The 11,773-nt window shown below is 67.8% G+C and carries 12 protein-coding genes; 2 read left to right on the top strand and 10 right to left on the bottom strand.

Annotated elements, in window-relative coordinates:
• Positions 1-27 precede the first annotated feature (27 nt).
• The 6 genes from ABNQ39_RS02180 to ABNQ39_RS02205 all read right to left on the bottom strand — a co-directional run bounded on the left by ABNQ39_RS02180 (position 28) and on the right by ABNQ39_RS02205 (position 5,781).
• Positions 28-813 (bottom strand): SDR family NAD(P)-dependent oxidoreductase, encoded by a 786-nt coding sequence (locus ABNQ39_RS02180; RefSeq protein WP_376958560.1) that lies wholly within the window; start codon positions 811-813, stop codon positions 28-30.
• Between the two features lie 96 nt (positions 814-909).
• Positions 910-2,034 (bottom strand): acetoin dehydrogenase dihydrolipoyllysine-residue acetyltransferase subunit, encoded by a 1,125-nt coding sequence (locus tag ABNQ39_RS02185; RefSeq protein ID WP_376958562.1) that lies wholly within the window; start codon positions 2,032-2,034, stop codon positions 910-912.
• A gap of 120 nt (positions 2,035-2,154) precedes the next feature.
• Complete coding sequence (locus ABNQ39_RS02190; RefSeq protein ID WP_098740310.1) at positions 2,155-3,189, bottom strand: alpha-ketoacid dehydrogenase subunit beta; 1,035 nt, start codon at positions 3,187-3,189, stop codon at positions 2,155-2,157.
• Between the two features lie 43 nt (positions 3,190-3,232).
• Positions 3,233-4,216, bottom strand: coding sequence for a thiamine pyrophosphate-dependent dehydrogenase E1 component subunit alpha (locus ABNQ39_RS02195; RefSeq protein ID WP_098740309.1), 984 nt, complete (start codon positions 4,214-4,216; stop codon positions 3,233-3,235).
• 32 nt (positions 4,217-4,248) lie between these two features.
• Entirely contained in the window at positions 4,249-5,328 is a 1,080-nt protein-coding gene (locus ABNQ39_RS02200) for an ATP-NAD kinase family protein (RefSeq protein WP_376958565.1), read from the bottom strand.
• A 192-nt stretch (positions 5,329-5,520) separates the two neighbouring features.
• Complete coding sequence (locus ABNQ39_RS02205; protein WP_376958567.1) at positions 5,521-5,781, bottom strand: hypothetical protein; 261 nt, start codon at positions 5,779-5,781, stop codon at positions 5,521-5,523.
• Between the two features lie 205 nt (positions 5,782-5,986).
• On the opposite strand from ABNQ39_RS02205, the gene ABNQ39_RS02210 reads away from it, so the two are divergent.
• On the top strand, positions 5,987-7,390 hold the full coding sequence (locus ABNQ39_RS02210; protein WP_376958569.1) for an FAD-linked oxidase C-terminal domain-containing protein: 1,404 nt from the start codon (positions 5,987-5,989) through the stop codon (positions 7,388-7,390).
• Between the two features lie 25 nt (positions 7,391-7,415).
• On the opposite strand, the gene ABNQ39_RS02215 is transcribed toward ABNQ39_RS02210, so the two are convergent.
• Positions 7,416-7,895: a YaiI/YqxD family protein gene (locus ABNQ39_RS02215; RefSeq protein ID WP_376958570.1), complete on the bottom strand. Its 480-nt coding sequence runs from the start codon at positions 7,893-7,895 to the stop codon at positions 7,416-7,418.
• 162 nt (positions 7,896-8,057) lie between these two features.
• Between ABNQ39_RS02215 and ettA the strand changes: the two genes are divergently transcribed.
• Positions 8,058-9,734: an energy-dependent translational throttle protein EttA gene (gene ettA / locus ABNQ39_RS02220; protein WP_098740304.1), complete on the top strand. Its 1,677-nt coding sequence runs from the start codon at positions 8,058-8,060 to the stop codon at positions 9,732-9,734.
• A 94-nt stretch (positions 9,735-9,828) separates the two neighbouring features.
• Here ettA and ABNQ39_RS02225 read toward each other — a convergent pair whose 3' ends face one another.
• From ABNQ39_RS02225 to ABNQ39_RS02235, 3 genes are read right to left on the bottom strand one after another with little or no spacing between them, the layout of a single operon-like run.
• On the bottom strand, positions 9,829-11,034 hold the full coding sequence (locus ABNQ39_RS02225; protein ID WP_376958572.1) for a YsnF/AvaK domain-containing protein: 1,206 nt from the start codon (positions 11,032-11,034) through the stop codon (positions 9,829-9,831).
• Positions 11,035-11,039: 5 nt separating this feature from the next.
• Positions 11,040-11,492 (bottom strand): YsnF/AvaK domain-containing protein, encoded by a 453-nt coding sequence (locus tag ABNQ39_RS02230; RefSeq protein ID WP_376958574.1) that lies wholly within the window; start codon positions 11,490-11,492, stop codon positions 11,040-11,042.
• Between the two features lie 19 nt (positions 11,493-11,511).
• A complete protein-coding gene (locus ABNQ39_RS02235; protein ID WP_376958576.1) occupies positions 11,512-11,652 on the bottom strand; it encodes a hypothetical protein in 141 nt (46 codons plus the stop codon).
• Positions 11,653-11,773 lie beyond the last annotated feature (121 nt).

Genomic DNA, 11,773 nt, shown 5'->3' on the forward strand with positions numbered 1-11,773 from the left:
ATTGTTGTCGGCGAGCGGTCGGGACGGTCAGGCGAAGACCATCCCGCCATCGACCAGCAGGGACTGGCCGGTCATGAAGTCGCTGTCGGACGAGGCGAGGAAGCGGGCGACGCCGACCAGATCGTCGGGCCGCGATGGCCGGCCCAGCACGGCGCCGGCGGCGAACATGTCAAAGGCCTCGTTCTCCGACTTGGTGATGCCGGTGTCGCGGAAGCCCTGGTCGATGATCTTCCACATCTCGGTCGCCACCACGCCGGGACAGATGGCGTTGGCGGTGATGCCGTCCTTGCCGAAGCCGCGGGCGGCGGCCTGGGTCAGGGCCACCACGGCGAACTTGCTGGCCGAGTAATGGGCCAGCGGCTCGTAGCCCTGCTTGCCGGCGATGGAGGCGGTGTTGACGATCTTGCCGCCGCCGCCCTGTTTGCGGAACGTCTTGATCGCTTCCTGCATGCCGATCAGCACGCCCAGCGCGTTGACGTCGTTGACCGTGTGCCAATCGTCCTCGGTGATGTCGAGGAAGGGCTTGGTCTGGGCGATGCCGGCATTGTTGAAGAGGACGTCGAGCCGGCCATGGGCCTTCACCGTCTCGTCGATCATGCGGCGGACGGCGGCGCGGTCGCGGACATCGACGGTGACGGCGATGGCGCTGCCGCCGGCCGCACGGATGGCTTCGGCGACCTGCTGGGCGTCGGCTTCGGTGCGGTCGGCGATGGTCAGCCTGGCACCGTCGGCGGCCAGCGCCTTGGCGATGGTGGCGCCGATGCCGCGGCCGGCGCCGGTGACGATGATGCACTTGTCCTTGAGATCGGGCATGAACGGTCTCCTGCCGGCGCGCTGGCGGACAGCCTGCGCGCCGGTGGCGAGGGGGTCGGGAACCGGGGATAAGGGGCGGGAAGGGGGCTGACCTCCTCACTCCGCCTTGGCGATGTGGTCCTTCAGCAGCGCGTTCACTTTGCCGGCCGCCTCCATCTGCACCATGTGGCCGGCGCCGGGGAGGACGGCGACCTGGGCCGTGTTCGCCAGCGCCTGGGCGTGGCCGGCGGGGATGACGCGATCCTCCTCGCCCCACACCACCAGCGTCGGCGTCCTGGCATCCGCGATGCCGGAGGCGAGCACGCTGGCCTGCCGGCCGTCTGCGAACAGCGAGGCCGACAGCGCCCGCAGCGCCTCGTCCACGCCGTCCAGCCGCTTGTACTTCAGCAGGTCGTCAACCATCTGGCGGCTGACAAGGCCACGGTCGGCGAACAGCGTCTCCAGGACCGGTTTCAGGTCGCGGCGCGATGTCGCACCGACGAAACCCTGGATGTAGCCGTGGTCGATCTGCTCGCCGAGGCCGGCCGACGCGATCAGCGACAGCGACGCCACCCGGCCCGGCGCGTCGAGCGCCGTGCGCATCGACACCGCACCGCCCATCGAATGGCCGACGAAATGGGCACGCTCCACCCCGACCGCATCGAGGAAGTCCAGCACCGCCTTCGACAGGCCGGACAGGCTGGGGTCGGCGATCTGCTTGTTCGACTGGCCGTGGCCGGGCAGGTCGAGCGCGTAGACGATGGCCTTCTCCGCCAGCGCGTCGATGGTGAACAGCCAGTTGTCGAGGTCGCCGCCGAAGCCATGGACCAGCAGGACGGTCGGCCCGGCCTCGCCCCGTTTGGCGTAGCGGATGGTGCCGGCGGGAGTGTCGGCGGTGTGGTATTGCGGGCCGGCCTCCGCCTCGCCGTCGTCTTCGCTGGCCGGGACGGCATAGGCGCTGATGAAGGCGTCGATGTCGTCGTCGGGCACATCGGGGTCGGCCAGCACGGCGATCAGCGCCTTGACCGGATAGATTGTGCCGGGCTCGCCCAGCACGCGGCGCAGCACGCCGGTCTCGCCCGCCTCGACCACGTTGGTGATCTTGTCGGTCTCGACCTCCAGCAGCTCATCGCCGATGGAGATGGTGGATCCCGGCTGCTTCAGCCAGCCGGTGACCTTGCCCTCCGACATGGACAGGCCCCATTTCGGCATGACGATGGGCTTGATGCGCTCGTTCAACATGGAACTCGGTCTCCTGGGAATGCTTTTTTGCTTGGCGCGCACCCCTCCCGTCACTCCCGCGCAGGCGGAAATGAGGGAGCGGGGCAGCTCGTGCGTGCTGTGTGGCGTGAGGCCGGTCTGTTACGCCGCGATGCGCGGCGACGCGCCCTTTGGCGACAGGGTGCGCTTCACGGCGCTGGCGATGCTGTCGGCGCTGGGAACGTACAGATCCTCCAGCGAGGGCGCGAAGGGCACCGGGGTGTGCGGCGCCGTCACCATCTGGATGCCGGCCTTCAGCGCGCCGAAGGCGTTCTGGCCGACGAAGGCGGCGATGTCGGTGGCGAGGTTGCAGCGCGGATGCGCCTCGTCCACCACCACCAGACGGCCGGTGCGCTCGACGCTCTCGACGATGGTGTCCCAGTCGATGGGCGACAGGGTGCGCAAATCGATCACCTCGGCCTCGGTGCCGTCCTTCGCCAGCGTCGCCGCGGCTTCCATCGCGCGGTGGACGGTCAGGCCGTAGCTGACGATGGTCACGTCGTCGCCGTCGCGCAGCACGTTCGCCTCGCCGAAGGGGATGGCGTAGCTCTCGGCCGGAACCTCGCATTCCAGGCCGTAGAGGTTCTTGTGCTCGCAGAAGATCACGGGATCGTTGTCGCGGATCGACTGGATCAGCAACCCCTTGGCGTCATAGGCGTTGCTGGGGCAGACCACCTTCAGGCCGGGAATGTGGGTGAACAGCGGGGTGAGCATCTGCGAATGCTGGGCGGCGGCACGGAAGCCGGCGCCGACCATGCCGCGGATCACCACCGGCGTCTCCGCCTTGCCACCGAACATGTAGCGGAACTTGGCGGCCTGGTTGAAGATCTGGTCGAAGCAGACGCCCATGAAGTCGAGGAACATCAGCTCCGCCACCGGGCGCAGCCCGCAGGCGGCGGCGCCGACGGCGGCGCCGATATAGGCGGATTCCGACAGCGGCGTGTCCATCAGCCGGTCGCCATGCTTGGCATACAGCCCCTTGGTGACGCCCAGCACGCCGCCCCAGGCGTCGTCCTCGCCCTGGGCGCCGGTGCCGCCGACGATGTCCTCGCCCATGACGATGACGGTGGGGTCGCGGCGCATCTCCAGATCCAGGGCCTCGTTGATCGCCTGCTTCATGCTGATCTTGCGGGACATGTGTTTCCTCCGCGCGTTTCGCGTCTATTGGATTGGGGTTGGCTCAGTAGGCGACGTAGACGTCGCGCAGCAGGTCTTCCGGCGCCGGCAGCGGGGCGGCCTTGGCGGCGCGCGTGGCGTCCTCGATCAGCGCGTTGACCTCGCGGTCGATGGCCTGCAACTCGTCGCGGCCGATCACCCCGGCCTCGACCACCCGTTCCGACAGGATGGTCAGGCAGTCGCGGGACGCGCGGATCGCCTCCAGCTCGCCCTTGGCGCGGTAGGTCTGGGCGTCGCCTTCGAAATGGCCGTAGAAGCGGACCATGTTGCATTCCAGCAGGGCCGGGCCGCCGCCGTCGCGGGCGCGGCGGATGATCTCGCCGGCCGCCTCGTACACCGCGAAGAAGTCGGTGCCGTCCACCGTGACGCCCGGCATGCCGAAGCCGGTGGCGCGGTCGACATAGCTGTCGCAGGACACCGCCCATTCCATCGCCGTGGATTCGGCATAGCCGTTGTTCTCCACCACGAAGACCACCGGCAGGTTCCACACCGCAGCGAGGTTCAGGCTTTCCAGGAAGGTGCCCTGGTTCGACGCGCCGTCGCCGACGAAGGTGATGCCGACGCCACGGTCGCCGCGCACCTTGGCCGCCAGCGCCGCCCCGCAGATCAGCGGCGCCCCGGCGCCGAGGATGCCGTTGGCGCCCATCATGCCCTTGGACAGGTCGGCGATGTGCATCGATCCGCCCTTGCCCCGGCAGGCGCCGGTGCTGCGGCCGTAGATCTCCGCCATCATCGCGTGGACGTCGACGCCCTTGGCGATGCAGTGGCCGTGGCCGCGGTGGGTGGAGGCGATGCGGTCGTTGTCGTTCAGATGCATCATGATGCCGGTGGCGCAGGCCTCCTCGCCGGCATAGAGGTGGACGAAGCCGGGGATGTCGCCCTTGGCGAAATCGACGTGCAGCCGCTCCTCGAACTCGCGGATCGTCCGCATGGTGCGGTAGGCCTTCAGCAGCTCGTCCTTGCCGAGGGGGAAGGGATTCTGGGCCATGAGGTGTTTTCTCCCTGATTGGTGTTTGGTGGTTAGAAGGCGGCCGTGACGGGCACCGGGGTGCCGGTCAGCAGCCGGTTCTGGCCGGCGTGCCGCATCACTGCGGCGACGTTGACCGTGCGGAAGGCGTCGTCCCGGAGCGTCAGGGACAGACGGTCGCGTTCGCTGAAGGACAGCTCGCGCTCGCCATCCAGCGCGACCGAGCCGGCGGTGACCTCCGGCACGAAGGCCACGCCGGCCGGCATGCGGCGCCAGTCGGTGACGCCGACCCGGGCCATCATTCCCGGCGCGATGGGAGCGTTGAGGGTGGTGATGCCCTTGCGGCTGGTGCCATCCGGTGACAGCCGCACCATCAGGCCGCCGCTCTCGTCGCGGCCGACGGGTTCCAGCAGGCCGGCGATGGCCGACATGCCGATCACCTCCGGGTCGGCGAAGGTGACGTAGAGTTCGCGGAAATTCTCGGTCCGCCACAGGGCGCGGGCGCCGATGTAGCGTTCCGTCACCAGGGCGACATCGACCAGCGCCATCTCGGTGACGGTGGCGCCGGTCGCCCCGTTGACGAGGGACACGTCGATGCGCTTGTTGGCGGCGAAGGTGATGTGCGGCGGCACCCGGCCGGTGACCGCCAGCCCGGTGGCGAGCCCGGTGATCGTCGGTTCGCGGTGTTCGGGGAAGGCGTTGTTGGTCCCGGTGGAGATGCCGGCGATGGGCACCGTCCCGCATTCGGCCGCCACCGCCCGGTGGGTGCCGTCGCCGCCCAGCACCACCAGTGCCGACACGCCGGCCCGCCGCATCTCCGCGGTGGCGCGGTGGGTGTCGGCGACGGTGCCGGTGACCGGCATGGAGACGGTGTGGAGGGCGGGGTAGATGTCCTCGCCGCGCGAGGCGCCATTCCCCCTGGCCCGCATCAGGCCGCGTTCGACATGGGCGCGGATGCCGCCATTCTCCGGCATCATCAGCACGTCGCGGACGCCGCAGGCATGCAGCGCCGCCAGCACCCGCAGCAGGATGTTTGCCCGGTCGGCGATCTGCAGGCTGGTGGCGTTGGCGACGACCCGGCGGATATCGCGGGCTGAAACCGGATTGGCGACGATGCCGACGACCGGAGCCAAGATGGCGTCTCCCCCTCGCTGATGCGCGCCGTTGATCGACGCGCGGTTCGAGGGGATAAGAGCAACCGCCGTGCCAGATGGTCAGTTCAGCGGATTTTCTTGATTTTCAACGGTTCGGGGTGGTGCGGTGGGGTGAGGCGGTGCAACACCTGTTGCACGGACTGTTGCGCCGCCGGTGCAACAGGTGTGGCCTCACTCCGCGGCAGGCGGGACCGCGGCAATGCGCGTGGGGATCATGGCATTGATGGTCTGGCGCTGTTCGTCCAACCGGGCGCTGACGATCTTCAACTCGGTGCGCAGTTCGACATGCTTCTCGCGCACCTCTTCCCGGAAGGACAGCACGTCACGCTCAAGCCGCTCCAGCCGTTCGGTGTTGGCATCCAGCTTGACGCTGAAATGCCGTCCCATATCGGCAATCGCGTTCAACACATCGGTGAGCGTCGGGTCGGCCATCTGCCACTCTCCATTCGATTGAGTGATGATGGAGCCCACTCGCGTGTGAGTCAATAATGGCCCACATCCGTATTCACCCGCCGCAGACCGGCATTCCACCCCTGCGCGGCGCCCGTCTTGCCAAGGGCTTGCCTGCCGCTTTAGCCTCCCTTGGTCATACAAATGAACCATTCGACTGTCTCATCGACCGGGGAGGACAACACCCATGACCGTCATCGCCACCACCCAGCCGCGCGCGGCCCTGACCGAGGAGGCCCGGGCCGAGCTGTCGGCTCTGCTGGGCGACCGGTTCACCACCTCCCTGCCGGTGCGCGAGCATCACGGCAAGGACGAGTCCTATCACACGCCCTTCCCGCCGGACGGCGTCGCCTTCGCCAATTCGACCGAAGAGGTCAGCGCAATCGTCAGGATTTGCGCGAAGCACAAGCTGCCGATCATCCCCTTCGGCACCGGCACCTCGCTGGAGGGCGGCATTGCGGCACTGGCCGGCGGCATCACCATCGACCTGTCGGGCATGCAGCAGATCCTGCGCGTCAGCCCGGAGGATCTGGATGTCACCGTCCAGGCCGGCGTGACCCGCAAGCAGCTGAACGAGCATCTGCGCGACACCGGCCTGTTCTTCCCCATCGATCCCGGCGCCAACGCCTCGCTGGGCGGCATGTCGGCGACCAGGGCCAGCGGCACCAACGCCGTGCGCTACGGCACCATGCGCGAGAACGTCCTGGGGCTGACCGTGGTGCTGGCCGACGGCCGCGTCATCAAGACCGGCGGGCGGGCGCGCAAATCGGCGGCCGGCTATGACCTGACCCGGCTGTTCGTCGGTTCCGAAGGCACGCTCGGCATCATCACCGAGGTGACGCTGAAGCTCTACGGCATCCCGGAAGCGATCTCGTCCGCCGTTTGCGCCTTTTCGACCATCAAGGGCGCCGTCGACACGGTGATCCAGACCATCCAGGTCGGCGTGCCCGTCGCCCGCATCGAACTGCTGGACGAGGTGCAGATCGACGCCGTCAACAAATACTCCAAGCTCGACTACGCCGTCGCCCCGACCCTGTTCTTCGAATTCCACGGTACCGAGGCTGGGGTGAAGGAACAGGCGGAGATGGTGGCCGCCATCGCCGCCGAGCATGGCGGCATGGAGTTCGCCTGGGCCACCCGGCCGGAGGACCGCTCGAAGCTGTGGCAGGCCCGGCACGACGCCTATTACGCCGCTCTCGCTCTGCGTCCGGGGTCGAAGGGCTGGCCGACCGACGTCTGCGTGCCGATCTCGCGGCTTGCCGACTGCATCCTGGAGACCAAGCAGGATCTGTCGGAATCCAACATGCTGGCCCCGATGGTCGGCCATGTCGGCGACGGCAACTTCCACCTCGTCTATGTCCTCGACCCGGAGAATCCGGCCGAACTGTCCGAGGCGCAGCGCCTTGCCGACAAGATGGTGACCCGCGCCCTGGAGATGGGCGGCACCTGCACCGGCGAACACGGCATCGGCTATGGCAAGATGGCGTTCCTGGAGCAGGAGACCGGCGAAGCGTTCAACGTCATGGGCGACCTGAAACGGGCCTTCGATCCGGACAATCTGTTGAATCCGGGCAAGGTGGTGCGGGTGTAAGGGGGCTTCGGCCCCCTCCTTCCCCTCACCGGAACTTCGGCCGCCGCCCCGCCTTCAGCGCCTGCACCGCCTGGTCCAGCGTCTGGAGGAACTGCGACTTGTCGCGCTGGCTCATCGGGGCGTTGCCGCCGCTGACCACGCCCATGTCGCGCAGATCCTGCATCAGGGCGCGGGTCGCCAGCGCCGAGCCGACGCTGTCGGGCGTGAAGGGGCGGCCGGTCGGGCCGATCACCACCGCGTTGCGCTTCACGCAGCGGTCGGCCAGCTGGATGTCCGCCGTCACCACGACGTCGGTCGGGCCGGCATGCTCGGCGATCCAGTTGTCGGCGGCATCGAAGCCGTCGCTGACAACCACCAGTTCCGCCATGCACTCCGTCGGCAGGCGCAGCGGCGCGTTGGCGACCAGCCAGACCTTGGAGCCGGTGCGGCCGGCGACCTTGTAGACCTCGGCCTTGACCGGGCAGGCGTCGGCATCGACGTAGATTTCGACCTTGGGACTGACCAATCCTGTTCCTCCTGTCGCCGCCCGGCCCCCGCCGGGTGGCTCAACAAGGTTTCATGCAAGGCCCTTATGCGCTAAAACCAGTCCCTAGCGACAGGGTGCCGTAGAACCATCGGGATGGGGCGGCGCCAATTCTCACATTTTTTCGGAAGGTCGGAGCGGCGCATGGCGTCCTACCAGTATGTCTATGTCATGAAGGGCCTGACCAAGGTCTATCCTGGCGGCAAGAAGGTTCTCGACAACGTCTGGCTCTCGTTCCTGCCGGGTGTGAAGATCGGCGTGCTCGGCGTCAACGGTTCCGGTAAGTCGACCCTGATGAAGATCATGGCCGGGCTGGACAAGGACTACTCCGGCGAGGCCTGGGTGGCCGAGGGCGCCAAGGTCGGCTATCTGCCGCAGGAGCCGCAGCTCGATCCGACCAAAAACGTCCATGAGAACGTCATGGAAGCGCTGGGCGAGACCAAGGCGCTGCTCGACCGCTTCAACGAAGTGTCGAACCTGATGGCCGATCCGGACGCCGACTTCGACGCGCTGCTGGCCGAACAGGGCGAGCTGCAGGAGAAGATCGACGCGGCCGACGCCTGGGACATCGACCGCACGGTCGAGATCGCCATGGACGCGCTGCGCTGCCCGCCGGGCGACGCCGACGTGACCAAGCTGTCGGGCGGCGAGAAGCGCCGCATCGCGCTGTGCAAGCTGCTGCTGGAAAAGCCCGACCTGCTGCTGCTCGACGAGCCGACCAACCATCTCGACGCCGAATCGGTCGCCTGGCTCCAGAAGCATCTGGAGGACTACAAGGGCACCGTCGTGCTGGTCACCCACGACCGCTACTTCCTCGACAGCGTCACCGGCTGGATCCTCGAACTCGACCGTGGGTCGGGGATTCCGTGGGAAGGCAACTACTCGTCCTGGCTGGAGCAGAAGCAGAAGCGTTTGGAGCAGGAAGGCCGCCAGGAAGAGTCGCGCCAGAAGCAGCTGGCCACCGAACTGGAGTGGATCCGGCAGTCCCCGCGCGCCCGTCAGGCCAAGAGCAAGGCGCGCATCACCGCCTACGAGACCTTGCTGGCCGAGAGCGGCAAGGAACAGTCCGGCGAGACCCGGATCGTCATCCCGGTGCCGCCGCGTCTCGGCAACGTCGTCATCGAGGCGGAGAGCATCGCCAAGGGCTTCGGCGACCGGCTGCTGATCGACGGCCTGTCCTTCCGCCTGCCGCCGGGCGGCATCGTCGGTGTCATCGGCCCGAACGGCGCCGGCAAGACCACGCTGTTCCGCATGATCACCGGGCAGGACGGGCCGGATGCCGGCACCTTCCGCGTCGGCGACACGGTGAAGCTCGGCTACGTCGACCAGAGCCGCGACAGTCTCGACGCCAAGAAGACGGTGTGGGAGGAGATCTCCGACGGGCTGGATCTGGTCGAGCTGGGCAAGAAGACCATGCCCAGCCGCGCCTATGTCTCCAGCTTCAACTTCCGCGGTCCCGACCAGCAGAAGAAGGTCGGCCAGCTGTCGGGCGGTGAGCGCAACCGCGTCCACCTCGCCAAGATGCTGAAGTCCGGCGCCAACGTCCTGCTGCTCGACGAACCGACCAACGATCTCGACGTCGATACGCTGCGGGCGCTGGAAGACGCGTTGCAGAGCTTCGCCGGCTGCGCCGTGGTCATCAGCCACGACCGCTGGTTCCTCGACCGCATCGCCACCCACATCCTGGCCTTCGAAGGCGAAAGCCACGTCGAATGGTTCGAAGGCAACTTCCAGGATTACGAGGTCGACAAGAAGCGTCGCCTGGGCGCCGACGCCGACCAGCCGCACCGCATCAAGTACAAGCCTCTGGTGCGCAGCTGATCCTGTAGGCTGAACGGAAAAGGCCGCCCCTTCCAGCCGGAGGGGGCGGCCTTTTTCATGCCCGCGAACGGGCAGGGCCCTTCAGCCGAACCGGTTAGCGGGTGACGTCGTCATCCGTCCGGTCGGAGAGCGGCCGGTCGGAGAGCGGATTGCGGGTGCTCTTGTCCCGCGTGTCCTCGATCTCCACCTCGGTGCGGCGGACGGAGTCGCGGACGCTCTGGGCGCGTTCCTCGACATCCTTGCGGACCACGACGGTTTCGCGGACATGGGCGGTCTTGCTGACCACCGCTTCCTCGTCGGTCTCCGTCACCTCGATGGTGCGCTCGCGGAAGGCGTCGGCCGGAACCTCGCTGCTGCCCCCGACCATGCCGCCAGGGCGGCGTTCGACGGTGACGGTCTCGTCGCGCAGGCGGACCTGTTCCTCGACCGGCGTCTCCACGACATAGCTGCGGACGCGGATGCCGCCGCGCTCGACGCTGCGCTTGCCGATGTTGACCTGCTCCTCGACAATCGGGATTTGCTCTTCCCGCTCGGCGCTGCCGGTCCTGGTGGTCCGGGTGCTGTCAACATTCGCGTCGCGCATGGCGGCGGCGGCACCGGTCAGCCCGTTGCTGGCCGCAGTGCCGGCTGTCGTGCTGCCCGTGGTGTCGATGGCGGTGCGGCCCGGCGAGTAGCGCACGCGCTCCTCCTCCGCCGACTGCTCATCATAGTAAGCGGCGGTCTCGTCGTAGCCGGCCCAGCCGGAGTCGCGATAGGCGCTGCCGCGTTCCTCGACATCCACCACATTGCCGCGCTCCAGCACGTCCATGGCGCGGTCGATATCCTCTTCTTCCAGCCGCAGCTTCAGCAGCGATCCTCCGCGGCGCACGCCTTCGGCATAGACCTGCGCATCCTGGTTCGGAATGCCCCAGCCGGCCAGCCGGGCCAGCATGCCGCCGGTTCCGCTGCCGGTCATCACGCCGCCGGATCCCATCGTGCCCATGCCCGCTCCGGCACCAAGGCCGCTTTCCATGCCGAGCCCGGTGCCCGGCACCGTGTTGGGCGAGGCGACATAGCCGGTGGACAGGTCGGTGCGGGCCATGCCGCTCGCCGCACCGATGGAGCTGTCGCCGGTCAGGGAGCCGGCGGCGGTCCCGGTGGGGGAGCCGCTCAAGTCCCTGTCGCCCCAGCCGCCGCTGGACAGGTCACTGTGTGACAGGATTTCGATGACGCTGGACTCGAACCCGGCAGCCTGAAGATCGCGGGATGCGGTTTCCGCGTCGGATCGGTGGTCATAGAGGGCAACGATGGTTTTGGTCATCGGTCTCACTCCTCGGGCGAAGTCTGATTGGGGGATCGGACGGGGGAGGGCGGGGTGGTCACACGCTCCACCACCGCGTCTTCGGAACGCAGGGTGACGGGCTGCTCGACCTCGACGGTCCGCCGGTTCTTGCGGATGTGCAGCTCCTCGCGGAGCACCAGGCGCCGTTCCACCACCAGCACCTCCTCCACCAGCGGGATCACCGTGACGTCTCCCTCCTGGCGGATGCCGGGATGGGCGTCGATCTCGCGGTCGATGGGGACGCGGGTGACGGTGGCCTCTTCATGCTCCAGCGCTTCGCGGACGATCTGCTCGCGTTCGGCCACACGGGTGGTGACGCGGACGCGGCTTCGCTCCACCCGCTGCTTTTCGACGGTCACCGACTCGTCGTGCAGGGGAATGACCGCATCGCCGCCGTCGCTGCTGCGGGCGGAAAGCGGTCCGTTGTCGGCCGTCATGGCGGCGGCTGCCGCCGGGTCAGCGGAACAGGAGATAGAGGACGATCGCGACCACGATCAGTCCGATGATGATCCACATCCAGTTCATGCCGGAACTGCCGGCTCCGCCATCGGCGCCGTCATACACGCCAACTTTCCTGGGCTTCTGCTCGTCTGCCATGGGAGCCTCCTTCCGGGGATGGACCGGAGGGTTTGCGTCCCCGTCCGGTGTGCTCCCTTCAAACAGGAGGTCCCTTGGATCGTTCCGCTCTCGTTTCGGGGAATCAACGATCCTGTGTAAT

Origin of the sequence: Azospirillum sp. A26 (assembly GCF_042604635.1) — a bacterium.
In the GTDB taxonomy this organism is placed as follows: Bacteria; Pseudomonadota; Alphaproteobacteria; order Azospirillales; family Azospirillaceae; genus Azospirillum; species Azospirillum palustre.

Coding starts and splice junctions, on each gene's coding strand:
- ABNQ39_RS02180 (WP_376958560.1), bottom strand. CDS start 813: ATGCCCGATCTCAAGGACAAGTGCATCATCGTCACCGGCGCCGGCCGC.
- ABNQ39_RS02185 (WP_376958562.1), bottom strand. CDS start 2,034: ATGTTGAACGAGCGCATCAAGCCCATCGTCATGCCGAAATGGGGCCTG.
- ABNQ39_RS02190 (WP_098740310.1), bottom strand. CDS start 3,189: ATGTCCCGCAAGATCAGCATGAAGCAGGCGATCAACGAGGCCCTGGAT.
- ABNQ39_RS02195 (WP_098740309.1), bottom strand. CDS start 4,216: ATGGCCCAGAATCCCTTCCCCCTCGGCAAGGACGAGCTGCTGAAGGCC.
- ABNQ39_RS02205 (WP_376958567.1), bottom strand. CDS start 5,781: ATGGCCGACCCGACGCTCACCGATGTGTTGAACGCGATTGCCGATATG.
- ABNQ39_RS02210 (WP_376958569.1), top strand. CDS start 5,987: ATGACCGTCATCGCCACCACCCAGCCGCGCGCGGCCCTGACCGAGGAG.
- ettA (WP_098740304.1), top strand. CDS start 8,058: ATGGCGTCCTACCAGTATGTCTATGTCATGAAGGGCCTGACCAAGGTC.
- ABNQ39_RS02225 (WP_376958572.1), bottom strand. CDS start 11,034: ATGACCAAAACCATCGTTGCCCTCTATGACCACCGATCCGACGCGGAA.
- ABNQ39_RS02230 (WP_376958574.1), bottom strand. CDS start 11,492: ATGACGGCCGACAACGGACCGCTTTCCGCCCGCAGCAGCGACGGCGGC.
- ABNQ39_RS02235 (WP_376958576.1), bottom strand. CDS start 11,652: ATGGCAGACGAGCAGAAGCCCAGGAAAGTTGGCGTGTATGACGGCGCC.